Source organism: Metabacillus halosaccharovorans (assembly GCF_002019635.1).
In the GTDB taxonomy this organism is placed as follows: Bacteria; Bacillota; Bacilli; order Bacillales; family Bacillaceae; genus Metabacillus; species Metabacillus halosaccharovorans.
This window is the reverse complement of sequence record NZ_KV917371.1, coordinates 1,163,807-1,189,634: the sequence shown is the minus strand read 5'-3', so window position 1 is coordinate 1,189,634 and position 25,828 is coordinate 1,163,807. Positions and strand designations below refer to the sequence as shown.

Annotated in this window: 21 protein-coding genes; 18 read left to right on the top strand and 3 right to left on the bottom strand. The window is 38.9% G+C overall.

Going from position 1 to position 25,828, the window contains the following annotated elements; all coding sequences use genetic code 11:
- Positions 1-129: 129 nt before the first annotated feature.
- The 5 genes from rho to BK577_RS05495 all read left to right on the top strand — a co-directional run bounded on the left by rho (position 130) and on the right by BK577_RS05495 (position 10,053).
- Complete coding sequence (gene rho, locus BK577_RS05515; RefSeq protein WP_078432013.1) at positions 130-1,401, top strand: transcription termination factor Rho; 1,272 nt, start codon at positions 130-132, stop codon at positions 1,399-1,401.
- Positions 1,402-1,794: 393 nt separating this feature from the next.
- Positions 1,795-2,001, top strand: a complete 207-nt coding sequence (gene rpmE, locus BK577_RS05510) for a 50S ribosomal protein L31 (RefSeq protein WP_078432012.1) — start codon at positions 1,795-1,797, stop codon at positions 1,999-2,001.
- Positions 2,002-2,411: 410 nt separating this feature from the next.
- The gene (locus BK577_RS05505) at positions 2,412-3,032 is read left to right on the top strand and encodes a thymidine kinase (protein ID WP_026563088.1); all 621 of its coding nucleotides are present in this window, start codon (positions 2,412-2,414) and stop codon (positions 3,030-3,032) included.
- 324 nt (positions 3,033-3,356) lie between these two features.
- On the top strand, positions 3,357-9,491 hold the full coding sequence (locus tag BK577_RS05500; protein ID WP_078432011.1) for a lamin tail domain-containing protein: 6,135 nt from the start codon (positions 3,357-3,359) through the stop codon (positions 9,489-9,491).
- A 109-nt stretch (positions 9,492-9,600) separates the two neighbouring features.
- Positions 9,601-10,053 carry a hypothetical protein gene (locus BK577_RS05495; RefSeq protein WP_078432010.1) on the top strand — a complete coding sequence of 151 codons (453 nt, stop codon included), beginning with the start codon at positions 9,601-9,603 and terminating at the stop codon, positions 10,051-10,053.
- 7 nt (positions 10,054-10,060) lie between these two features.
- On the opposite strand, the gene BK577_RS05490 is transcribed toward BK577_RS05495, so the two are convergent.
- Both BK577_RS05490 and gloA2 read right to left on the bottom strand, forming a co-directional pair.
- Positions 10,061-10,564, bottom strand: a complete 504-nt coding sequence (locus BK577_RS05490; RefSeq protein WP_078432009.1) for a MerR family transcriptional regulator — start codon at positions 10,562-10,564, stop codon at positions 10,061-10,063.
- Between the two features lie 140 nt (positions 10,565-10,704).
- Complete coding sequence (gene gloA2, locus BK577_RS05485; RefSeq protein WP_078432008.1) at positions 10,705-11,091, bottom strand: SMU1112c/YaeR family gloxylase I-like metalloprotein; 387 nt, start codon at positions 11,089-11,091, stop codon at positions 10,705-10,707.
- A gap of 336 nt (positions 11,092-11,427) precedes the next feature.
- On the opposite strand from gloA2, the gene prfA reads away from it, so the two are divergent.
- The 6 genes from prfA to BK577_RS05455 all read left to right on the top strand — a co-directional run bounded on the left by prfA (position 11,428) and on the right by BK577_RS05455 (position 16,819).
- Entirely contained in the window at positions 11,428-12,498 is a 1,071-nt protein-coding gene (gene prfA / locus BK577_RS05480) for a peptide chain release factor 1 (protein WP_078432007.1), read from the top strand.
- Positions 12,499-12,504: 6 nt separating this feature from the next.
- Entirely contained in the window at positions 12,505-13,350 is an 846-nt protein-coding gene (gene prmC, locus BK577_RS05475; RefSeq protein WP_078432006.1) for a peptide chain release factor N(5)-glutamine methyltransferase, read from the top strand.
- A 186-nt stretch (positions 13,351-13,536) separates the two neighbouring features.
- Complete coding sequence (gene spoIIR / locus BK577_RS05470) at positions 13,537-14,199, top strand: stage II sporulation protein R (protein ID WP_078432005.1); 663 nt, start codon at positions 13,537-13,539, stop codon at positions 14,197-14,199.
- Positions 14,200-14,482: 283 nt separating this feature from the next.
- A complete protein-coding gene (locus tag BK577_RS05465; RefSeq protein ID WP_078432004.1) occupies positions 14,483-14,926 on the top strand; it encodes a GNAT family N-acetyltransferase in 444 nt (147 codons plus the stop codon).
- Between the two features lie 222 nt (positions 14,927-15,148).
- Positions 15,149-16,195 (top strand): L-threonylcarbamoyladenylate synthase, encoded by a 1,047-nt coding sequence (locus BK577_RS05460; protein WP_078432003.1) that lies wholly within the window; start codon positions 15,149-15,151, stop codon positions 16,193-16,195.
- A 63-nt stretch (positions 16,196-16,258) separates the two neighbouring features.
- The gene (locus BK577_RS05455; RefSeq protein WP_078432002.1) at positions 16,259-16,819 is read left to right on the top strand and encodes a manganese efflux pump MntP; all 561 of its coding nucleotides are present in this window, start codon (positions 16,259-16,261) and stop codon (positions 16,817-16,819) included.
- A 42-nt stretch (positions 16,820-16,861) separates the two neighbouring features.
- Here the strand turns inward: BK577_RS05455 and BK577_RS05450 are convergent, their stop codons facing one another.
- A complete protein-coding gene (locus BK577_RS05450; protein ID WP_078432001.1) occupies positions 16,862-17,800 on the bottom strand; it encodes a CobW family GTP-binding protein in 939 nt (312 codons plus the stop codon).
- 213 nt (positions 17,801-18,013) lie between these two features.
- Here BK577_RS05450 and BK577_RS05445 point away from each other — a divergent pair, with 213 nt between their 5' ends.
- From BK577_RS05445 to BK577_RS05415, 7 genes are all read left to right on the top strand, one after another.
- Positions 18,014-18,466 (top strand): low molecular weight protein arginine phosphatase, encoded by a 453-nt coding sequence (locus tag BK577_RS05445; RefSeq protein WP_078432000.1) that lies wholly within the window; start codon positions 18,014-18,016, stop codon positions 18,464-18,466.
- Positions 18,467-18,492: 26 nt separating this feature from the next.
- Positions 18,493-19,779, top strand: a complete 1,287-nt coding sequence (locus tag BK577_RS05440) for a methyl-accepting chemotaxis protein (RefSeq protein ID WP_078431999.1) — start codon at positions 18,493-18,495, stop codon at positions 19,777-19,779.
- A 36-nt stretch (positions 19,780-19,815) separates the two neighbouring features.
- A complete protein-coding gene (gene rpiB / locus BK577_RS05435; protein WP_026563102.1) occupies positions 19,816-20,262 on the top strand; it encodes a ribose 5-phosphate isomerase B in 447 nt (148 codons plus the stop codon).
- Positions 20,263-20,277: 15 nt separating this feature from the next.
- Positions 20,278-20,850: a TIGR01440 family protein gene (locus BK577_RS05430; protein WP_078431998.1), complete on the top strand. Its 573-nt coding sequence runs from the start codon at positions 20,278-20,280 to the stop codon at positions 20,848-20,850.
- A gap of 473 nt (positions 20,851-21,323) precedes the next feature.
- A complete protein-coding gene (glyA, locus tag BK577_RS05425) occupies positions 21,324-22,565 on the top strand; it encodes a serine hydroxymethyltransferase (protein ID WP_078431997.1) in 1,242 nt (413 codons plus the stop codon).
- A gap of 144 nt (positions 22,566-22,709) precedes the next feature.
- Complete coding sequence (gene upp, locus BK577_RS05420; protein WP_026563105.1) at positions 22,710-23,339, top strand: uracil phosphoribosyltransferase; 630 nt, start codon at positions 22,710-22,712, stop codon at positions 23,337-23,339.
- A gap of 91 nt (positions 23,340-23,430) precedes the next feature.
- The gene (locus BK577_RS05415) at positions 23,431-25,653 is read left to right on the top strand and encodes a S8 family serine peptidase (protein WP_078431996.1); all 2,223 of its coding nucleotides are present in this window, start codon (positions 23,431-23,433) and stop codon (positions 25,651-25,653) included.
- Positions 25,654-25,828 lie beyond the last annotated feature (175 nt).

Sequence of the window (25,828 nt, the reverse complement as noted above, 5' to 3'; positions counted from 1 at the left end):
TAGTTTTTCTCTTCATTAGTGCAATAAATAGTATTTACTATTAGACAAGTTCTCAATTTGAATTGAGTTTGAACATTGATAGGTGAAAGTTAAAGAAAATATTGAAAATTGAAAAAGAGTGGTGTTTTTATGAGTCAGGTTTCAATTTCTTCATTAGAACATATGAAACTGAAAGAATTATATGAGCTTGCCCGCCAATACAAGGTTTCCTACTATAGCAAGCTAACGAAAAAGGAACTAATTTTTGCAATCTTAAAAGCAAATGCAGAGCAAGAGGATTTATTATTTATGGAAGGTGTCTTAGAAATTATCCAATCTGAAGGATTTGGTTTCTTAAGACCAATTAATTATTCACCTAGCTCAGAGGATATTTATATTTCAGCTTCCCAAATTAGACGTTTCGATCTACGTAATGGTGATAAAGTTTCAGGTAAGGTTCGTCCTCCAAAAGAAAACGAACGTTATTACGGTTTATTACATGTAGAAGCTGTAAATGGGGAAGATCCCGAAACAGCTAAGGAACGTGTTCACTTCCCAGCACTAACACCTCTATATCCAGATAGACAAATTTTTCTAGAAACAAAACCAAACTATTTATCTACAAGAATTATGGACCTCATTGCCCCTGTCGGCTTTGGACAACGTGGTCTTATTGTGGCACCTCCTAAGGCAGGTAAAACCATGCTGTTAAAGGAAATTGCCAACAGCATTACGACAAACAACCCAGAAGCAGAGCTCATCGTCTTATTGATTGATGAAAGACCTGAGGAAGTAACAGATATTGAACGTTCTGTTGCCGGGGACGTTGTCAGCTCAACATTCGATGAAGTTCCTGAGAACCACATTAAGGTTGCAGAGCTTGTCCTTGAAAGAGCCATGAGATTAGTTGAACATAAGAAAGATGTTATCATCTTAATGGATAGCATCACACGTTTAGCTCGTGCCTATAACCTTGTTATACCACCGAGTGGTCGTACACTATCAGGTGGTATTGACCCAGCTGCATTCCATCGTCCTAAGCGCTTCTTCGGTGCGGCGCGTAATATTGAAGAAGGTGGAAGCTTAACGATTCTTGCAACAGCATTAGTTGATACAGGTTCACGTATGGATGATGTCATTTACGAAGAGTTTAAAGGTACAGGTAACATGGAACTGCATCTTGACCGCTCACTAGCAGAGAAGCGAATTTTCCCTGCCATTGACATTCGCCGTTCTGGAACACGTAAAGAAGAGCTTCTTATTCCAAAAGACCATCTGGAAAAACTGTGGGCAATTCGTAAGTCTATGACAGACTCACCGGATTTCGTTGAAAAATTCCTTCGTAAGCTTCGCCAAACGAAATCAAACGAAGAATTCTTTAGCAACTTAGATGCGGAAATGAAAAGTTTACGGAATCGATAGGACACTTTTGTGTTGTTAAATAGTGGGAAAATGATATCATATCTAACTTAGTGTTGGTGTCTAGCTCCAGTGCCTAACCCCGAAGCATAGGACGTGCAAGTGCAGTCTTTGCGACAGGATGTCGCGGTTTTAGACTGCCTCGGGGTCATAAGCCACTCAGGAATTGAAGACAAAGAACGTCTTCTATTCCTGAGCGTCTTATGCCTGTCGGGGCTGATCAAGGCACTTCCGCTTTTCTAGTAATATTTAACTTCAGCTTGATTTTAGATCTGGCACTTGTTATAATTTCATCATGTGCTTTTCTAGGATATTAGTTCGTCAATTGGACGAGTTGACCAACCTAGATATATAACTCTGTCTCGAAATGATTCAGGGCGGAAGGAGATGAAAAGAATGAAAACAGGAATTCATCCAAACTTTAATAAGGTTATGGTGAAATGCGCTTGTGGTAACGAATTCGAAACTGGTTCTGTTTTAAACGAAATCAAAGTTGAGGTTTGTTCTGAGTGCCATCCATTCTACACTGGACGTCAAAAATTTGCAGATGCAGGTGGACGTGTAGATAAATTCAACAAAAAATACGGCCTTAAACAACAATAAGGATTTTCTCAACAGGCAAGACAACTGGCTCTTGCCTGTTTTTTCACGCCTACTTTTGCATTTTTCGGGTGGGAGCTTGGTTATCCTACATATATTGGTAGGGATTTTTAAGCGGAATAATCATGTCTTTGGGCATGTAATATAGATAAATATTGATACTTGGATTTGATCAATTGATTCAAAGGATAAAAATTTGTACTTAGTTTTAGTGTCTAGCTCCAGGCGCCATCTGCGAAGCACAGGACGTGCAAGTGCAGTCAATGCGACAGGACGTCGCGTTCTTGAGACTGCCTCGAGGTCATAAGTCAAATAGGAATTGAAGGCAAAGAACGCCTTCTATTCCTATTCGCCTTATGCTTGTCGCCGATAGCGGGCGCCTTGCGCTTTTCTAAGAAGGGAGAGGCCGTTTCATGTATGTTATGAAGCAAAGTGGTTGGCTTGAAATCATCTGCGGAAGCATGTTTTCAGGTAAATCTGAAGAGCTCATTCGAAGAGTAAGACGAGCAACATTTGCCAAGCAGGAGGTAAAAGTTTTTAAGCCTGTTATCGATAATCGGTATAGTGAAGAAAGTGTCGTATCTCATAATGGAACGGCGATCATTTGTAAACCGATCTCTAAATCTGAGGATATTTTTGACTTTATTACGGAAAAGACTGATGTCATTGCTGTTGATGAAGTACAGTTTTTTGATGATAACATTGCTGATGTGTTAACGTTATTAGCGAATCAAGGATACCGTGTTATTGCGGCAGGTTTAGATCAGGATTTCCGCGGTGAGCCATTTAGTATTGTTCCAAAGCTTATGTCACTTGCAGAGCTTGTAACAAAGCTTCAGGCTGTATGCTCTGTATGCGGATCACCGGCAAGCCGTACCCAAAGATTAATCAATGGACAGCCGGCATCATATGATGATCCTATTATTTTAGTTGGTGCATCTGAATCGTACGAGCCTAGATGCAGACATCACCATGAAGTGCCTGGTGCACCTGTAAAAACTTTTAAAAAAGAGAATAGTGCAGCTAATTCGTGAAAAAACCTATGCCTTAAATGAGAAGGCATAGGTTTTTTTGTTTTTCAAAAAATGTCGCATCTTCTGTAAATTTGTAAGAGTTATGTAAAAATAGTGTAAATAGATAAAGTCGAATAGAGAATCCTTAAAAATTGAATAATACCTTGGTATTTATACATATCCTTAAAGTTTATTTTCCTCTCTTTAATAAAATTGTAAATAAGCGTTTACAAAATTAACTGTACTTTATCGAAATATTTAGAAACCTTTACATTACGTTAAAATTAGTTTTACAAATTTCGATTAGTATTGACAATGACGACTACATATTAGAGGGAGGAAGCCATGGGGAAACGAATCGTTAGGAAAAGGCTGAAGAAATTATTTTTATTTATTTGTATGGCAGCCATCGTGCTATCCAATTTTGTTTCAGTCATTCCTGTAAAAGCCATTCAAGCTGAGAAGCCTGTTGAGGATACGAATACAAATGTATCGGAACAAGCTGAAACAACAGCAGAACAAGAAACTGATAAAGAAACCAACGAGTCCCAACAAGAAGAGACAACTGTAAGTAAAGAAGGAAACGAAGAAGAAGAGAAGGCTGTCCAAGAAGCAGAACAACAGCCAAAAACAGAGGAATCTACTGAAGAACCCGCTTCTCAAAATGAAGAAGAACTTCAAGAAGATCCTGCCACTACTAACCAACAAGAGACAACTCCACAAGAAGAAACATCTACAGAACAAAAAGAAGATCTACAACCTGCAGAAACAGAGGAACAAGAAGCCGACAAGACTGAAATTGTTGAAGAAGATTTTAACCTGAACTCTCCTTTACTCATCACAGAAATCTCACCAAATTCAAAGGGAACAGACAACTTTGAGTATTTTGAAGTGTATAATAACACAAATCAAACATTACCATTAGCAGACTATGCTTTTATTTATCATTATACCGATAGTGGAAAAGAAGTAGAATTCAAAGTGCCTGCTACAACAATTGAACCGCAGAAAACACTTGTTTTTTGGTTTAATAACAACGGACTAACTCTTGAGGATTTCAACAATCATTATGGATTGGAATTAACAAAAGATCAGGTTGTTGAATATAAAGACGTGTTTCCCGGATTTGCAAATGGTGGCAACCGTGCTGCTGTCATCAAGGATAAAGAAGGAAATGGCATTGTAGCTGCGGCATATTTACCAGATGAAACAGATAATGAAGGAAAAGTTGTGCAGTACAAGTATGCACCTGGTCAACCTATTATGGACAAGCTCCAGGTGTTAGCAGAGCCAACACCTGGAACGATCGAGGAAGTTCAAGTACCAGCACAGCCGGTTGAAATAGAAGAGGTTCCTTTAGACTCTGAAGCCCCGGTCATTACTCATACAGCTGTAACAGAGGCGCAAGCGCTTAACACTGTAAAAGTAAATGCTGCGATAACAGATAATGAATCCGTATCTTCTGCAACTCTTTATTATAAACTTAAAGATGAAGCGGATTTTCAAATCATAAAAATGAATGCTGATAGTGAAGATGGCACAAGTTTTTCAGCGGAAATTCCAGCAGCAAGTGTACAGTCTGACTTAATGTATTATATTGAAGCAACAGATGGAATCAATTCTTCTAAAACAGAAGAATATCAAGTAAAGATAGAAGTGCCTGAAGAAACATATAGTGATCGTCCATTACTTATTACAGAACTTTCACCGAACTCAGCAGGTGGCGGAACAGATTATTACGAGTATTTTGAACTCTATAATAATACGAACCAATCACTTTCTCTCACAAACTATTCTTTTGTTTATAAATACACAGATAGTGGAAAAGAAGTGGCTTTCCAAGTTCCTGCTACAACGATTGAACCACAGCAATCCCTTGTATTCTGGTTCAATAATGGAGATCGTGCTTTGGAAGAATTTAATCAAAACTTTGGATTAAATCTATCCAGCGAAAATATTATTGAATTTAAAGATGTATTCCCGGGCTTTGCAAATGGTGGAAATCGTGCCATCGTGATCAAAGACAATACAAATACAGAGATCATATCTGCAAGCTATTTAGGAACAGAAAATGATAATACAGGTGCTGTTATTCAGTATCTATTCCCAAGTTCAGGCTCGGAAATGGCAAAGCTTGAAACACTTGCTACTCCAACCCCAGGAACGGTAGAACAAACTCAAGTCCCAACAAAACCAGTCGAGTTAGAAGAAGTTCCGGAGGATTCTGAAGCACCGGTAATTACACATACACCAATTACAGAAAGTGATGCTTTTTCACCGATTACGGTTCAAGCTGATGTAATTGACAATATGGCTGTTCCTTTTGCTACTTTGTACTATAAAAAAGAAGGTGAACAAAACTTCACTTCTTTAGCAATGAATGCTAGCAGTGATTCTGCAAGCTACACAGCTGAAATCATTGGTACAAACGTGGACACAAACATTACCTATTATATTGAAGCTTCTGATGGAATAAATACGGTTAAAACGGAAGAATACGAAATTAAAGTAAATAAAGAAGATGTAGATTACACAAAAATTCCTGCCTTTCTTGTAACAGAAATTGTTCCTGACACTGCAAATGTTGGATCTGCAGATGGATACGAATTTATTGAGGTTTACAACAATACAGATCAAGATCTTAGCTTTAAAGATTATAAGCTTCAATATCGCTACGGTACAGATCCGGCAAGTGATGTTGTATGGCCATCCATTCCAGATGATGTTGTCATTCCTGCTCAAGAAACACTCGTTTTCTGGATTATTAATGGTCAAAATGGAGAGCAAACTATTGCGGATTTTAACGCACACTTTGGTACAAACCTTGTTGAAAACAAAAACATTGTAAAAATTCATAGTGATGGAATGGCAAATGGAAGTGCAAGAGGACTTGTCGTAGCGACAAATACAAAAGAGGAAATAACAGTTTCTTACTATAATGATGTAGCGAATGTTGATGATACGGTTCCGGATAAAGGTATTCTTTATAAGTATCCAGAAGACGGATCAAAACAAGCAATTAAAGTAAGTGCTGGAGTAGAAAATGCAACTCCTGGTTCAGTAGAAGGCTTCCAAGTACCAAAACAGCCGGTTCATATTGAAAAAGATACAATTGCTCCAACGATTGAAAATAAAACAGCTGTGACAGAAGTAGAGCAAACGGAAGATATTCAGATTGCTGCTTCAGCTTCTGATAATAAGGAAGTAAAATCAGTTCGTCTATTCTATCGTACAAACGATCAAGATGTGTTTAATGAAACGCTATTAGCGCTTGATTCAGAGTCTCATTTATATACAAATATGATTTATGCTTCAGATTTAATTGGAAAAGAATATGTTGAATATTTCTTTGCAGTATCTGATGGAGTAAACGAGGTTCGCAGTGATACGTTTAAAATTACAATAAATAGTGATGTTGATAACTCTGATCTGCGATTAAATATGAAAGACAATGATGTGGTGTCCGGTAAGGAAATTATCAAGGCAACTTCAAAAGATGAAGCAGCAACGAATGTTGCCATCACGGTTGATGGTGAAGAGCTTAAAGAAAATACGTACCATTCTTTAGAGAATGAGGCTTATCTTGCTCTGGAGGTAAATGGTCTTAATACGTATTTCCAAAATGCTGTCACAATGGGTGAAGATATTCTTTTCCTAATGGACAAGGATTGGTTATCACATTGGAAAACATTTACGATTCCAGTTGATCCAGACCGTTTGCAAGTGGGAGAAAATGTCTTAACCGTTCGTGCAGGAAATAAAGCATCACCATTCCAATTAGAAGAGGATGAAGAAAATCGCGATGATTACAGCCTGCGAAATGTTCGTCTCATTTTAGCAGATGGTACTGTGATTACAGATCCAAATAAAAATGATCCTTCAAAGGTATATGACATGGGTGATGACGGTACATTCCGTCCGTTCGAAGACTTTACCTTTACGATTACAGAAGAACATGCAACAGCACAAACCTATAATTGGGACACAACGACTGTTGATGATGGTGAGCACACAATTGAAGCTAAAGACTCGAATGATACAGTTTCAACTTCTGTATTAGTCGATAATACGGCACCAACAGTTGAAACAAAAGTAGTAGAAGGAAAAGAATATAAAGGTGAATTTACAATTGATCCAACAGTTACTGATGAAATTGCAGGAGTTCAATCAGTGAAGGTGATGCTGGATGGAAAGCAAATTGAAGTTCCTTATCAAACAGCTTCTTCACAACTTGAACCAGGTGCACACACTGTCACGATAGTGGCAGAAGACAAAGTTGGAAATAAGGCTGAAAAGGTTGTTCAATTCTCAGTAACAAATGAAAATCCTAATAAGCCTGAATTGATTTCACCTGCTGATAACAGTTCAGAGCCTGTTAATGGAGATCCAACACTTAAGGTGAAAGTAACAGATCCAACAGGTGATGATCTTGATGTAACCTTCTATGAAGGCTATAAGTATGATGCGGCCAACACAGAAAGCGTAAAGGCATTCAAAAACGCAACAGATACAGAGCCGCCTCAAACGATGAATCCGGAAGGTGAAGAAGCTCTTACTCAGGAGGATCTCACTTTAGTATCTGAAAAAGATGGCGAATATTTAATCACTGATTCAAGTGAACAATTCCCATATCATCGCTTTGATGTCGAGCTTGATTCATCAGTTAGTGAGACGGATACAGTTGAGCTTTCATGGAACGGTCAATCACTAGAAGGTAGAAAAGTGTCTATGTACGCTTGGAACCATGAAGAAAATGATTGGACATTACTTACGTATAAAATTGCCGGTGTAGAGGATTTTGAATTAAAGAGCACAGTTGAAGTCGCAACATATGTGAAAGACTCCAAGATCAATGTGTTGATACAGGACGAAATCCCAAGCAATCCTGAAGAATACGACTACACATTTGTTTGGATGTCTGACACACAATATTATTCAGAAAGCTATCCTTATATTTTCGAAAGACAAACAAATTGGATAGCCGAAAAACAGGAAGAACTAAAAATCGAATATGTCTTCCACACAGGCGATTTAGTTGATAACTTTGGTCAAGAACAAGAATGGATCTATGCTGATGAATATATGGGTGTACTAGATCAGAATAATGTTCCATACGGTGTATTAGCCGGAAATCACGATGTAGACCAGTTATCAAATGATTACACAGAATATTATAAGCGATTTGGTGAAGATCGTTTTAAAGACAAAGATTATTATGGCGGCAGCTATAAAAATAACCGGGGACATTATGATCTGATTTCAGCAAACGGTAATGATTTCATCATGGTTTACATGGGTTGGGGTGTACAAGACGAGGATTTAATTTGGATCAATGATGTATTAGCACAATATCCAGATCGAACAGCCATCCTCAGTTTCCACGAATACCTATTAGTTTCCGGAAATAGAAGTCCGATTGGAGACAAAATTTACAAAGCAGTAGTTGAACCAAATGAAAATGTGATTGCTGTGTTGAGTGGTCACTATCATGACTCTGAAACACTTATCAGTGAAATCGATGACGATGGTGATGGCCAGCCGGACCGTGAAGTCTATCAAATGCTTGGAGATTATCAAGGTGGTCCTGAAGGCGGGCAAGGATATATGAAATTGCTTCACTTTGATCAGGATAACAACCGTGTGTTTGTTAACACGTATTCTCCTTACTTAGATGATTATAACTTCTATGAGCCTGAAGAGTATCCAGGTAAAGATGAGTTAATCATGGATCTTGACCTAGAAGTTAAGGAAAAACGCGTAGCAACAGATTACTTTAGTGTTACCGTTAAAACAGACAAAGAAATTGGAGAAAAAGAAAATATCTCAAGCGGTGAAACAGCACAAGTAGAATGGACTGGATTAACTGAAAACAACACTTACTCCTGGTATGCAGTAGCAGAGGATAAGTTTACAGGGAAAACAGCTTCTGACATATGGACATTCACGAAAGGAAAAGCAACAGAGCCAGGTGACGGCCCAGAGCCTGGTGATGGAGACCAAGATCCAGGTGACGGAGATCAAGATCCAGGTGACGGAGATCAAGATCCAGGTGACGGAGACCAAGATCCAGGTGATGGAGACCAAGACCCAGGAGATGGAGATCAAGATCCAGGTGACGGAGATCAAGATCCAGGTGACGGAGACCAAGATCCAGGTGATGGAGACCAAGACCCAGGAGATGGAGATCAAGATCCAGGTGACGGAGATCAAGACCCAGGAGATGGAGATCAAAAACCAGATGGTGGAGATCAAGATCCAGATACTGGAGACCAAGACCCAGGTAATATAGATCAAAAACCGGATAATGGAGAAAATAAAGAATCACCAGACAGAAAAGACCAGTCACAAAATAGTCTGTTGCCATTACCTGACACAGCGACAAATATGTTTAATCTTTTAATCATTGGAGCACTGGTTATTGCTCTAGGCGGTGTACTATTATTCATCCTTAGAAAAAATAAATCAGCTCTTAAAGGATAATCCAACCTGAACAACCCTACTCTAATATTGAGTAGGGTTTCTTTTAACATTAATAAAAAATCATGAAAAAAATCAATTCGGACAACCTACATATAGGAGGTGTTTGAATATGAAAAAAGTACTTATTTTAATGGTTGTTTCCCTATGTTTATCAGGTTGCCAACTTCAAGCTCGTGACGGGTATGAGCCACAGGAAGAGGATAAAAACGGCACGAGATTAATGAAAACAGGGTATGGTGATTATGATGAAATTGGGTCTGATGAGGATGAACAATTTACGGAAAATCCGGGACCTAATTTTTTAGATTTAACAGAATCAAGACCAGACCAAGGGAATGATCAGAATAAATTAGAAGAAGCAATTCGGAATGATAAGACATTATCATTAGGACGAGTGATAATTAATGGTGATACCATCCATGTAAATGTCTTTACAACAGAAAAGCTTAATGCAGACGAAATGAAGAAAAAAGAAAAAGAAGTTCATGATAATATGATTACGGCATTACCGAGATATCGAATTGATGTAAATATAAAGGAAAAAAACAGTGAGGGGCGTTAAGATGCCCCTAAAAGCCTAAAATGGAGCTGATGAGACCTTTTCTGCGAGGTTTTTTGGATGCTTGTCCATGATCAAAAACAAGTGCAGGATCCTTAGAGAATTCTGGTCTATTTTGTGCACTTTCTAGCTCTTCAATTCTATGTTCAAGCTTGTTGATCGTTCCGATTAACTCTTCCATTTCTTTTCGATGTTGAAGAAGTTGATAGGAGACAACATCATCTGCTTTTGTTTGAAGTTTTCGCTCTAATTCCTCAATTCGATTTGTTAGCTCTACTGTTTTATCCTCATCGACTGATACAGACATGACAATCCCTTTTCGAGTTTGCTCTTTCGGTTGTGGTGAAGCTGATTCTGGATTTTCCTGCATTTGCTTTATTTTCTCTATATCTTCATCCGAAAATTGATAGTGTCCAAGTTCATTTTTTGTGAGTTGTAAATCTAACTGATCGACCCATCTCATTAACGTTCTTCTGGAAACACCAAGTGACTTAGCAACAGCAGCTGTACTCATTTGCATTCCTCCCTTGATTTTACGTACAAAACTAGAATTTCTACGTTTTGTGCCAGTTCCCTTCACGTTAGACAAAACAAGAACGAATTCGGCAAAGAAAGTGGGAGTTTTACATATTATGTAATAAGTTTGTCGACGAATCAGGCTTCATACAATTCCAATGGCAAGCCGTCCGGATCTTGAAAAAAAGTAAACTTTTTATCTGTAATCGGATCAACTCGAATTTCTTCGACAACTATTCCTTTTTCAGTCAGCTCTTGAACAGCTTCATAAATATTGTCTACCTCAAAAGCAAGATGTCGCAATCCGGCAGCTTCAGGCTGTGTTGGACGGCCGGGAGGATTAGGAAATGAAAAAAGTTCAATTTGGTAAAGATCATTGACCATTAAATCAAGCTTGTACGACTGACGCTTCTCTCGATAAACCTCAGAAAGAATCTTAAGACCAAGTACCTCAGTATAAAATTTTTTGGACATTTCATAGTTAGAGCTTATGATAGCGACATGATGGATTTTGTTGAGTTTCATAAGTGAGATCCCTCTTTCGGTAATAATGGAGTTTTTTTCTTTAAAATATATTATATGATTTTTTTAATAAGATTGTTGTTCTTTAAAGAAAACTATTTAGGCTGATTGGTGCGAAAGGTGCGAGACTCCTGCGGGAACTGTGGGTAGGTGAGATCCCGCAGGCGTTTACGCCGAGGAGGCTCACCGCCCGCCCCACGGAAAGCGAGCATCCTGGAGCGGCAATCAACCAGCTGATACTAATTACATAGCAACAATGTTTGATCAATTTGCTTTTGACGCTTCATCTGACCTATACTATAATTATAACGTTATGCATGAAAATTGAGGTGAACATGTATGTTAGATCGTTTACAATCGGTAGAAGACCGTTATGAAAAGTTAAATCAGCTTTTAATGGATCCGGATATCATTAGCGATTCAAAAAAGCTGCGTGAATATTCAAAAGAACAATCAGACCTTCAAGAAACCGTGGAAGCTTACCGTGAATATAAAGAAGTCCGCGAACAAATTTCAGATACAAAATCAATGCTTGAAGAGAAGCTTGATGCTGAAATGCGTGAAATGGCAAAGGAAGAGCTTTCCGAGTTAGAAGAACGTGAAGAAGAATTAATAGCTCGTCTTAAGATTTTACTCGTACCAAAAGACCCGAACGATGACAAAAACGTTATTATGGAGATTCGCGGTGCAGCAGGCGGAGATGAAGCTGCGTTGTTTGCGTCTGATTTATATCGTATGTACAGCCGTTTTGCTGAAATGCAAGGCTGGAAAACAGAAGTTATGGAAGCAAACGCAACAGGTACTGGCGGTTATAAAGAAATCATCTTTATGATCAACGGGAAAGGTGCATACTCAAAATTAAAGTTTGAAAATGGCGCCCACCGCGTACAACGTGTTCCGGAAACAGAATCCGGCGGCCGTATCCATACATCAACCGCAACAGTAGCTGTTTTACCTGAAGCAGAAGAAGTAGAAGTAGAAATCCATGAAAAAGATATTCGTGTTGATACATTTGCTTCAAGCGGTCCGGGGGGACAAAGTGTTAATACAACCATGTCAGCTGTTCGTTTAACACATTTACCGACTAATACAGTAGTATCGTGTCAGGATGAAAAGTCCCAAATCAAAAACAAAGAAAAAGCGATGAAGGTTCTTCGCGCACGTGTCTATGATAAATTCCAACAAGAAGCACAAGCTGAATACGATCAAAACCGTAAGCTTGCGGTTGGTACAGGTGACCGTTCAGAGCGTATCAGAACATATAACTTCCCGCAAAACCGTGTTACAGATCACCGAATCGGGTTAACGATTCAAAAGCTTGATCAAATTTTAGAAGGTAAGCTTGATGAAGTAGTGGATGCACTAATTGTTGAGGACCAATCAAGCCGCCTTCAAGCAGCGGAAGACTAAAACCAAATGAAATTTGTATACGAAGCCCTCAACTGGGCTTCTTCTTTTTTAAAGGAAGCAGGCAGAGATGAAAATGCTGGAGAATTGTTGCTGCGCCATCATTTACAGATGGAGAGAGCAATAATGTTGTCTAATTTGAGATTGGTCCTCTCAGATGAGCAAATCGAGGCATTTTCATCCGATGTGAAAAAACATGCAGAAGGTCAGCCTGTCCAATATTTGATTGGATACGAAGAGTTTTATGGAAGACGGTTTAATGTGAATAAGGAAGTGCTCATTCCAAGGCCGGAAACAGAGGAGCTTGTGGAAGGAATTTTAGACAGAGCATCTTTCCATTTTCCAGGTGCTAATACATTGCATGTGGTCGATATTGGAACAGGAAGCGGGGCAATCGCGATTACATTGGCGTTAGAAAACTCCAGGTTTAAAGTGTCGGCTGTTGATATTGCCGCGGAATCAATCGCAGTGGCAAAAGAGAATGCTGAGAACTTAGGGGCAAGCGTACAATGGCTGCATGGTGATCTCCTTGAACCTGTTACACAGAAAATCGATATCTTAGTGTCAAATCCACCATATATTCCAGACTGGGAAATCGAAACACTTTCACCAGTGGTAAAAGATCATGAACCAATGCGGGCACTCGCAGGTGGAGAAGATGGTCTGGATTTTTATCGGAGACTGATCCGTGATATGAAGGATTTACTTAATGAAAAAGCACTCATCGCTTTTGAAATCGGTGCAGGTCAAGGGGAAGATGTGAAAGTTCTCTTAGAACAAGCTTTACCTGATGCGAAGGTAGAAGTTGTTTATGATATAAATGGTAAGGATCGAATGGTTTTTGCTGCAAAATAAGAGTGGGGATTTCCTGCTCTTTTTTGTATTATTTAGATTAATAACTAGGTCTTTACCTGGAGCGGAAGTCAACGAGCACCATACTAAATTGAGGAAACTTTCTAATCTACCAAACTATTTTTTAAAAAATATAGTTTAAGAATCTCTCACGCTGTCCATACTGTCTACCAAGGGAGCGTGAGAGACATGAAAAAACAAAATCAATTAGTACTCATATATATATTTATCTTATTCGTAGGAGCAATCACTAGTGTTTACAAGGAGCCTGTCACAACAACAGCAAGCTCACAGGAACCGGTTGTTATACCAGATGAAGCCATCCGCTTACGAATTCTAGCAAACAGTGATTCTGATGAAGACCAAGCATTAAAACGAAAAGTACGTGATGAAGTTAATAAAGAAATCACAACATGGGTAGAAAAATTAACGTCAGTTGAAGCAGCGGAAGAACTGATTCAATCAAGACTACCAGAAATTGAAGCCATTGTTGAAGATGTGCTAGAACAAGAAGACATACAACAATCCTATTCTGTTGAATTTGATCAAAATGTTAACTTTCCAACAAAGCTTTATGGCAGCTATATCTATCCTGCTGGTGAATATAATGCGATCTTAATCAGTCTTGGCGAAGCAAAAGGTGCCAACTGGTGGTGTGTCCTATTCCCGCCGCTTTGCTTCTTAGACTTTTCAAACGGGGAAGCTGTCCAAGCAGAAGAAACAAAAACAACAAATGATCAAGAAAAAACAAATGAAAAACTAACATCTCTAGTAGTGGACGAAGAAGAAGAGAAGGAAGAAGTAGAAGTGAAATTCTTCTTAGTTGAATGGTTTGAAGGATTGTTTTCTTAAAAAGGTGAGGGGATGCCCTCGCCTTTTATTGTTTTGAGGAATCTCATCAAGTCGATGTTTGTCGGAAATTGACAAATAGGAAATAAATCTTGAGAATCGAAAATATATTAGAAGAATAGTAAATAAATTCCCAAAAACCATCAATAAAGCAGAAAAATCGTGAATAAACCCTCATCACAAATACCATTAAACTAGTTCGCACCGGATTTTCGAGAAATTTAGAGCATAAATCTACCATTCACCTCATAGAGTTGAAATAGGAAAAACAAAATGAGGTGAAAACATGTTTTATCAATTAAAAATAGCAGAAAATCAAGATATTGAACGATTAACATTGTTTGTGGAAAAAGCGGGGATCAGTTCAGAAGGAATTGCTGATTTAATAGATTATTTCGTGTTAATGGAGAATGGAGAGAAAGAAATTGTTGCATGCATTGGAGTGGAACCTGTGAAAAACACAGGGCTGTTGCGTTCCCTTGTGGTGTCGGACAAGCTTAAACAGGCACATATCGTGACACTATTTCAAAGCATTCAAACGTTGGCTGACAAACGGGGAATTACAAATTTATTTTTAGTTACGAATAAAGAAGCGTCTGTACAGTTTTTATCTTTGATGGGTTTTCAAAAGCTAAACTCGGATTTAGTACCTGCTGAAATGCTGACAATTGACCACATGAAAGATTCACTAGAGGATCCGAATGCAAAAGTAATGATTAAATCATCATAAAATTCACATATCCCAAACTTAAGTGGCAACCTCCCCGCAAAGCTTCCGTAAATCACCATTGTTAGAAGTTTCACTTATTAACAAAGTTATCCACAAAAATAAAAGCCTTATCCACAAAATGTGGATAAGGCTTGTTTTCTGTAGCTTCTTCTTTTATACTTTCAAGAGTTAACCATCTAGTATATTAGTTGAATTGAACGGAATATAAGGAGTTTTGAAGGTATGAAAACAACACTTTGGACTGTGGATGATCTTACCAACTTATCCACCAGTTATCCACATATTACACAGGCAGCGGCTAAACTAAAAGATAATGAAGTTGTCGCGTTTCCAACAGAAACGGTTTATGGCCTGGGAGCAAATGCTTTTTCAGATGAAGCTGTACGTAAAATCTTTGAGGCAAAGGGACGCCCAAGTGATAATCCACTGATTGTCCACATTGCTTCACAAGAGCAGCTTGATGAATTTGTTGAAGATATCCCAGAGTATGCAATAGCATTAATCAATCATTTTTGGCCGGGTCCTTTAACACTTGTTTTAAAGAAAAAAGGTGAACAGCTATCAGACTTAGTGACAGCTGGGCTTGATACTGTTGGTGTTCGAATGCCGGATCATCCGATTGCCCTCGCCCTTTTAAAAGAAGCGAATGTACCAGTAGCGGCACCTAGTGCAAATCGCTCTGGAAAACCAAGTCCAACACAGGCTTCACATGTGTACCATGACCTTCATGGGCGTATCAGTGGCATTATCGATGGAGGCTCAACAGGAGTCGGGGTGGAATCAACCGTTATCGATTGTACAACAAAGATCCCAACGATTCTTCGTCCGGGTGGAGTGACAAAGGAACAAATGGAGGGGATTGTTGGAGAGGTTCATGTAGATCGGGCATTAGTTGAGGAAGGTCATGCACCTAAATCACCGGGAATGAAGTATACCCATTATGCGCCGAATGCGCCTGTCATCATTGTGGAAGGTAGTCAACGCTTTATTCAACAACAGATTGATCAGTATGAAAAAGAGGGCAAAAAGGTTGGCGTTCTTACAACAGAAGAAGCCTTAAATGATTATCGTGCAACAAAAGTAGTTTCATGTGGAAATCGTTCGAACCTTCAAACGGTTGCAGCTAAGTTGTATGACGTGCTTAGACAGTTTGATCAGGAAGATGTAGATCTTATCGTAAGTGAAAGTTTTTCCCAGGTTGGAGTTGGCACAGCAATTATGAATAGGCTTTTAAAGGCGGCGGGTAACCAGGTGATCGTAGAAAAATAATCAATGTTCTATTCGTCTTCGGACACGCATAAAGTGAATTAGGCGTGTCCGAGGAGGGGGAACATGAGTATAGAATCAATGGTGGGAGAACTGCTAACATTACTAATTATGGCACTAGCTCTAGGAATGGACGCATTTTCGGTTGGCCTTGGAATGGGCTTAATTAGGTTAAGAATTAGACAGATTTTTTACATAGGAATCACAATTGGCGTTTTCCACATCTGGATGCCATTAGTGGGAATGTTAATCGGTAGGTTGTTAAGTGACACCTTTGGAACAATTGCAACACTATTAGGTGGAACACTTCTCATTTTATTAGGCATTCAAATGGTAGTAGCCTCTTTTAAAAAAGATGAAGATCCATTTATTACACCGGTAGGCTTCGGTCTCATTGTGTTTGCATTAAGTGTCAGTTTAGATAGTTTTTCAGTCGGATTAAGCTTAGGAATCTATGGAGCGAAAACATTCCTGACTGTTGCGATCTTTGGACTAGTTAGTATGGTGCTGACATGGCTGGGACTGTTAGTTGGAAAGCGGGTTCAAAATTGGCTAGGGTCTTATAGTGAAGCATTAGGTGGCAGTATTCTACTGGCATTCGGAATTAAACTCCTTTTGCCATTTTAATAGATTTAGAAGAGACTGTTTGGGGGCAGTCTCTTCTTTCATTTATACGTAAAATGCATAGTCAAAAGAAGAACGAATTGTACTCGGATCCAGGTGGTTTCCAATTAAAATAATAATGGGCGTTTCTGTTGTTGAGCCATCCACTTTCTCAAAATAAACCTTCTTAGATGCGAATTGAAATGAATAAAGGAAAGGGTCATCATGAAAACGCACAAAACCTTTTCCGCGAATAACGTCATTAGGTAATTCTTTTAACCAAGAGACAAACGCCTTTCTATCAATAGAAGGAATGTCCTCTATTTTAATTGCTTTTATCGTGTGGTGTGGCAGATGATTCGAACTGTTCGAACTGAATAAATCGATCGTTTTGACTCTGGCTTCCAGCAATTCGTCGAACGAAACCTCCCCATACTCCGACAAAGTAATTTTTGCCTGATCACTAGCCATTTCGTTTATCTTTTTCATTACTTTTTCCAGCTTTTTAGATGAAACAAGATCTGTTTTATTAACAATAAGTAATGAAGCATGGGAAATTTGCTCTTTAAGTAACTGACGAATTTCCTTCGAGCTTGAAAAAATACTATGATAATCAAGAAAATGACTGGCATCCACAAGGCTAATCAAAGACGTAAGGGAAAAGTGATCGATATAATCGGGGCTTGAAAGGGCATCAATAATTTCCTGTGGATTGGCAACACCGGTTCCTTCAATTAAAAGCACATCAACAGGACTTTGGACAAACTGATTAAGTGTTGTCTTTAGATCATCCTGAATGGAACAGCAAATACATCCATTTAACAATTCATAGGCTCTTTCATCTTCAAATAAGTACTGCTCCACATTCGTATCACCAAGTTCGTTAAGAATAATTCCCAGCTTCATATTCCTGTTTTTGAATTCCTTTATCATTCTTTTTAAGACGGTTGTTTTTCCACTTCCTAAAAATCCGCTTAATAGATAGACTTTTATAGGCTTGTTCATCTTTATCCCTCGCTTTAAATAAGAAACGTTACGATTTATTAACTATCATCATATGTGATTCATAGACATTCATCAACAAATAACAGAAATGTTCACAAAACCTTTACAACAACGCTTCTTTAGACCCTTCACACATATTTGTCATTTTCACATTTCATAAAACTACTTTCTGACACAATTTTTGATTATAATAGAAAAAAGGAGTGTTTTTATATGACGAACGTACTATTTGTTTGTACGGGAAATACGTGTAGAAGTCCGATGGCGGAGGCGTTATTGAAGCATGGGAAAAGCTCTGATCATATTCAGGTGAAGTCGGCGGGGGTTTTTGCTGTTGATGGGTATCAGGCCTCTTCGAATGCTGTTGAAGCCTTGAGGGAAAAAGGAATTTCAAGTAATCATCAGTCCTCTGGTTTAACAGCGGAGCTCGCTGATTGGGCAACGATTATTTTAACGATGACAAATCAGCACAAGCAATCGGTCATTGACCTTTATCCTCATGTAGGTCGAAAAACCTATACACTTACAGAATATGTTTCAGATCATGAAGAAGGAGTCACACAAGATATCTCAGATCCATTCGGTGGTCCGCTGCCAATGTATCGCCAAACCTTAACCGATTTAGAAAAATTAATTGAAAAGCTTATTTTAAAACTAGAGAAATGACTCAACCCTTTGGAGGAGAAATCGTCATGGAAGACAAAAAGTACAAGTTTAGCTTGCGCATGAAGCTTGTTTTATTAGTCACAATACTTGCTGTGATTACGTACTCAACAAGTGCTATATTCTTATCTTTTATAGTGGGATTTGTTGATCATATCGTATCACCCGCTATCTTTACTCTTATTACACTGTTGATGGGGATCTTTTGGTCAGGGGTTTTGGCCTATTTTGGATCAGGATTTATTACAAGAGCTCTAAAAAAACTTGAAACAGCCGCATATAAAGCAGCAAAAGGCGATATTAAAGAAGATGTTCCTGTTACAAATAGTGATGATGAAATTAGAGGATTAAGCATTGCGTTTAACGAAATGCTTCATAATATGCGTAATATGGTGCACAGTATCGAGGCTAATTTTCAAACAACAAATGATCAAGTTAGTCAAATAACCAATTCATCAAGCAACGCATCAAAGCAGGCGGATGAAATTTTAATCACCGTCCAGGAAATCTCGCGTGGAGCAGATCAATCCGCAGTAGCCATTCAAGAAACTGCTACTTCAGTTGAAGACATCATTGAATTCGCTTCACAAGTAGAAGGAAAAGCAGCTTCATCTGAACAAATGTCAAAAGAAATGGTGACATCATTAAATGAAAGTAAAGAAGTTTATGAAGGATTGATTGAGGGAATCCAAACATTAGCGATTGAAAACGAAAAATCCATGACAGCTGTACGTCGCCTAGAGCAGCATGCCAATGAGGTTTCAAGTATCGTTTCTCTGGTAGGAGATATTGCCAACCAAACAAATCTTCTTGCCTTAAATGCTTCGATTGAAGCAGCGCGGGCTGGGGAACATGGTAAGGGCTTTGCGGTCGTTGCAGATGAGGTTAGGAAGCTTGCTGATGAAAGTGCAAAAGCTGTACAAGGCATCACAGGGCTTATCGGAAATATTCAACAAGAAGTTCAAAATGTGGTTACTCAAATAGCTGATCAAGTAGAAACAGCAAAAAATCAAGCGAAAAACGGACAAGTATCTGCCGAATTACTTGATCAATCAGGTCAATCGATTCTAGATGTTGCTGAAGCGGTTAAACAAATTAGCGACCTCATTCACCAGCAAATGAATTCACTTCAAAAAACTGGAGCACAATCAGAAGAAGTGGCGGCTATTGCTGAACAAACATCAGCAGGAGCACATGAAGTTGCTTCAGCGATCACAGAACAATCAGATCATATCCAAAGTATGAACGAATTAGGCAAGAAGCTGGCTGAAAGTTCAGAAGAATTAAGGAAAACAATTGATCGTTTTGTCATTTAAGCGATAGAATAAAGGTAAAACCTTTAGGAGGATATTATGAAAGTAGCGATCGCATCAGACCACGGTGGAGTTAATATAAGAAAAGAAATCATTCATTTATTAGAAGAGTTAAACATTGAGTACGTTGATATGGGCTGTGAATGTGAAACATCTGTCGATTATCCGGACTATGCCCTACCTGTAGCGGAAAAGGTAGCAAATGGCGAATTTGATCGAGGAATTTTAATTTGCGGAACAGGCATCGGCATGAGCATTGCTGCCAACAAAGTAAAAGGCATACGCTGTGCACTTGTCCATGATACATTTAGTGCCCAAGCAACACGTGAACACAATGATACAAATATTTTATCAATGGGTGAACGTGTTATCGGTCCCGGACTTGCAAGAGATATTGCAAAAATCTGGTTAACAACAGAATACCAAGGCGGCCGTCACGCAACACGTGTTGGAAAAATTTCGAAGTATGAAGAAGAACACAACTAAAAGGATGTTAAAATCATGACAAAACTTCAAGACTGGATGCAGGATCTCTCTTGTCTTTTATCAGATCTTAAGGCTCAAAGCGATCTTCAAGAAGGGGACATTCTCGTAGTTGGCTGTAGTACAAGCGAGGTCATCGGTGAAAAGATCGGTACAGCTGGAACAGAAGAAGTAGCAGAAATGATTTTTGAAACATTGAATCAATTTCAGAAGCAAACAGGAGTGGAACTAGCTTTTCAATGCTGCGAGCACCTGAATCGCGCTCTTGTCATTGAAAGAAAAGTAGCCAAAGCAAAAGGTTTTGAAGAGGTCTCCGTTATTCCGGTTAGAAAAGCCGGAGGAGCCATGGCAACCTATGCCTACCAGCATATGAATAACCCAACCGTCGTTGAGTTTATCAAAGCTGACGCAGGCATTGACATTGGCGATACATTTATAGGCATGCACTTAAAGCATGTCGCTGTTCCATTAAGAAGCAAAGTAAAACAAATTGGCTCTGCCCATGTAACCATGGCGAAAACCCGCCCGAAATTAATCGGCGGCGTAAGAGCTGTATATGAGCAAACGAAAGAAAATCAATCATGTCGGTAAAGTGAGTGGGGTCAACTTAGGTTGGCTCTTTTTTTATTGAGAAGGGAAAGTAATTTGTGGAATTTGTCGAAAAATGACAAATAGCAAATATAACTCCAAAATCGCGAATAAATCCCGGAAATAGCAAATAAGTGCTCTCCCACGAGCAGCTTGAATAAGAATTTCTTAACTTGGGATATTAATTTTGGACCTCAACTAAAAAACTCTCAAAATATTCTATCTTTACAGTTGACATTGTTAGAAAAAGTAACGACAATAGGTTGTATATATTTAAAAAGGAACAACATACCAAAACGAATATTAACAACTAAAACTCACACCATCATTCGGTTTTTAATAGACAAACGACACAAAACGTTAAAAAAAACATAATTATTTCAGAAAATCTTTTACATTCTATCTGTTTAGCGTGTAAAATAAAGATGGAAATAAACGAAGATAAAATGTGGTTAATATGAAGGGAGATACGAACGATGAAACATTTACCAGAACAAGATGTGAAAGTATTTGAAGCCATTCAGTTAGAACGTACTCGTCAAGAATCAAAAATTGAGCTTATTGCTTCAGAAAACTTTGTTAGTGAAGCAGTTATGGAAGCTCAAGGTTCTGTATTAACAAACAAATATGCTGAAGGTTATCCTGGTCGTCGCTACTATGGTGGTTGTGAGCATGTTGATGTTGTAGAAGACATTGCAAGAGACCGTGCAAAAGAAATTTTCGGTGCTGAGTATGTGAACGTTCAGCCTCACTCAGGTGCACAGGCGAACATGGGAGTTTACTTCACAATCCTTGAGCAAGGTGACACAGTTCTTGGAATGAACTTATCTCATGGTGGTCACTTAACACACGGTAGCCCTGTTAACTTCAGTGGTGTGCAATACAACTTCGTAGAATACGGTGTTGACGAAGAAACTCACCGCATTAATTATGAAGATGTACGTGAAAAAGCATTAGCACACAAACCGAAATTAATCGTAGCAGGCGCAAGTGCATATCCAAGAGCAATCGACTTCAAAAAATTCCGTGAAATCGCTGATGAAGTAGGAGCTTATTTCATGGTTGATATGGCTCACATCGCAGGCTTAGTTGCAGCGGGACTTCATGAAAATCCAGTACCATATGCAGATTTCGTGACAACAACAACTCACAAAACACTTCGCGGTCCACGTGGCGGGATGATTCTTTGTAAAGAAGAATTCGGTAAGAAAATCGACAAGTCGATCTTCCCTGGTATCCAAGGTGGACCACTTATGCACGTAATCGCAGCAAAAGCTGTATCTTTTGGTGAAGCATTACAAGACAACTTCAAAACATATGCACAAAACATCATTGATAATGCAAGACGTCTAGCTGAAAAGCTTCAATCTGAAGGCTTAACACTTGTTTCCGGTGGAACAGACAACCACTTATTATTAGTAGATGTTCGTTCTCTTCAGTTAACTGGTAAAGTAGCTGAGCACGTATTAGATGAGATCGGTATTACAGTAAATAAAAATACAATCCCATTTGAAACAGAAAGCCCATTCGTAACAAGTGGTATCCGTATCGGAACAGCAGCTGTAACTAGCCGCGGCTTCGGTCTTGGTGAAATGGACGAAATCGGAAGCATCATTGCCTTCGCTCTTAAAAACCATGAAGACGAAGCAAAACTTGCTGAAGCAAAACAACGCGTTGAGGACTTAACAAGCAAATTCCCTTTATACCGCAATTTATAAAAAGTAAGAAGATCAGGCCAATCTAAAATGATAGGTCTGATCTTTTTTTATATAATTTCCTGCGAAATACCTCACCGTAAACTTGAAACTGTGTTTGTTTTTCTGTAAAATCTATTGAAGTGTCAAAGAAAAGGAGATGATTTGATGGGGAAAGTATACGTGTTTGATCATCCATTAATTCAGCATAAACTTACATATATTCGTGATAGCAAAACAGGAACAAAAGAATTTCGTGAACTTGTTGATGAAGTAGCAAGTTTAATGGCGTTTGAAATTACAAGAGATTTACCATTAACAGAAGTAGATGTTGAAACTCCGGTTACAACAGCAAAATCGAAAGTTCTTTCTGGTAAAAAACTGGGGATCATCCCGATTCTTCGTGCAGGACTTGGAATGGTAGATGGAATTTTAAAATTAATCCCAGCTGCTAAAGTTGGACATGTTGGGTTGTATCGTGATCCGGAAACATTACAACCGGTTGAGTACTATGTAAAACTTCCTTCTGATATAGAAGAGCGTGAATTAATTGTAGTAGATCCAATGTTAGCAACTGGGGGATCAGCAGTTGAGGCGATTAACAGCTTGAAAAAACGCGGAGCAAAAAATATTAAATTTATGTGTTTAATTGCCGCTCCAGAAGGTGTTGATGTAGTTAAAGAAGCACATCCGGATGTGGATATTTACATCGCAGCACTTGATGAAAAACTAAATGATCACGGCTATATTGTCCCTGGATTAGGTGACGCTGGTGACAGATTGTACGGAACAAAATAATAGTAAAAGAGGATCGCTCATTTATGGAGCGATCCTCTTTTTGCATGTTTGCAGCTAAGAAGGAACAAACTAAAAATGGAGGTGGAACATGATGGGAAATAAAATCTCTGTCTGTATTCTTCTATTTTTTAGTTTCATTTTTAGTCAGCCTGTATTAGCTATTACGTTTCCGAATCGACCGCCACTTCCGGAAGTGGATGAACAACAAAATCAAAAATACATGGTGATTGTTAAAAAACAAGAGTTGGAAAAGATAAATGAATTATTATCTAAGGAACCGAAAGTTGTCATTCATCAAACCTATCAACATGTGTTTTACGGTTTTTCAATAGAAGGCCCAGTAAATGAACTAAACAAAATAAAAGAAAATAAAGCTGTGCTGCATGCGAGTCCGATCATTTCCTATGCATCACAAATTAATGAAAGTGTTCCGTTCATTGGAGGTGAAGAAGTAAGGGGTTTATTTGACACGGGTGATCATCGCTTAACAGGCAAAGGAGTAAAGGTGGCTGTCATTGACACGGGCATTGATTATGAGCATCCGGATTTACACCGGAATTATGCCGGAGGCTACGATGTGATTGACGGTGATGGAGATCCAATGGAAACCTCAAATGTAAAAGGGGAAGGTACCATCCATGGAACACATGTGGCAGGCATAATTGCGGCAAACGGCAAGCTAAGAGGAATGGCTCCAGAAGCGGAAATTATTGCGTACCGGGCATTAGGTCCAGGTGGTATGGGCACGTCAGATCAAGTAATCGCAGCAATTGACCGGGCGATTAAAGATAAAGTGGACATTATTAATTTATCACTAGGAAATAATGTGAACGGTCCGGATTGGCCAACAAGCCTGGCGCTTGACCGAGCAGTTGAAGCTGGGATTGTGGCTGTTACCTCTAGTGGAAATTCAGGTCCTGATCTTTGGACAGTCGGATCTCCGGGTACATCCTCCAAGGCTATCACAGTAGGAGCATCATCTCCGCCGATATATCTGCCATACCTATCTGTGGCTGGAGTGGAGAAAGAAATTCCGATCCATACATTACAGGGGGCAAAGCCATGGGATCTAAAATCATTAGATGGAATCGAGTATGTCGGTCTTGGCCGTGAAGTTGACTTGAAAGACTCAATTAAAGGAAAAATAGCCCTTATTGAACGAGGCAAGATTCCATTTATCGAAAAAGTGTTAAACGCCAAAAAACGCGGTGCAAAAGCAGTTATTATTTTTAATAATGTAAAAGGAAACTTTGCGGGCTCACTTGAAGTTCCTTTAGATATAGCAGCTGCTTCCATTTCCAAGAAAGATGGTTTGGTAATAAAAAAGCAAATTGAACAAAATCCGTCTATCCGAACTATTTATAAAAAAGAAGAAGATAAGCTGGCGGATTTTAGTTCAAGAGGTCCCGTCACAACGACATGGGCGATAAAGCCTGATATTGTTGCACCAGGGGTGGCGATTGATAGCACAGTGCCTGACGGTTATTTATCCTTACATGGAACGAGCATGGCGGCACCACATGTTGCAGGAGCATGCGCACTTATAAAACAAGCACATCCAAAGTGGACACCTGAACAAATAAAAGCTTCACTTATGAACAATGCCGTTACCCTATTAGATGAAAAGGGGAAAAAATTAGCCCCAAATCAGCAAGGTGCAGGGAGAATTAATGTAAAACAAGCAATTGAAGCAGAAGTGCTCATCTATCCGGGTGCTCTATCATTCGGACAGTTTGATACAAACCATCCAAGAACGAAAAAAACAGAAAAAGTAACCATCGATAATCAATCAAACATGAAGAAAACAATCACATTTCAAACGCCAAAAAATAAGCCTGGCATCAGATGGATACTTCCTGGAAAAATTGAGATGGAGCCGGGAGAAAAGAAACAGGTAGAAGTGGGCGTTGATCTTACACCGAGTCAAATGAAACAGGGAATTTATGAAGGGTGGTTATCAATCCAACAAGATGGAAAAACAGTCGGAATTCCATATGCGTATGTCATTGATGAGCCCAACTATCCTAGAATTATGGGGTTTGAGTTCACTTACGGTGATAAACCTAATGTGTTTAAATATCAAATGTACTTACCAGGTGGGGCAGATGAAGCCGGGATTGCGTTGTATGATCCGGATTCACTGACGTTTGTCGGGTATTTAGATTGGTTGCAAAAGGCGCCTAGAGGGTTGATCGGAGGAGAGATAAATGCAGAAGAAATGAAGGTGCCTAAAGGAGATTATAAAGCCATTATATTTGCGAAGAAAAATGGACAGGAAAATTACTTGGAAACAGATATTTTACTAGGTGAATAATTAATCCAATAAAACAAGTCAAGTACCAGTAAGCGTTTAAATGTGAACGAATTGTGAGGATTTGATTGGATTGTGAACATTTTAACTTTAAACCAATTGACATCATATTTTCCCTATTGTATGCTATACGAGGGTATAATGATAAGGTTTACAATATCATTCAAATCCCATGTTT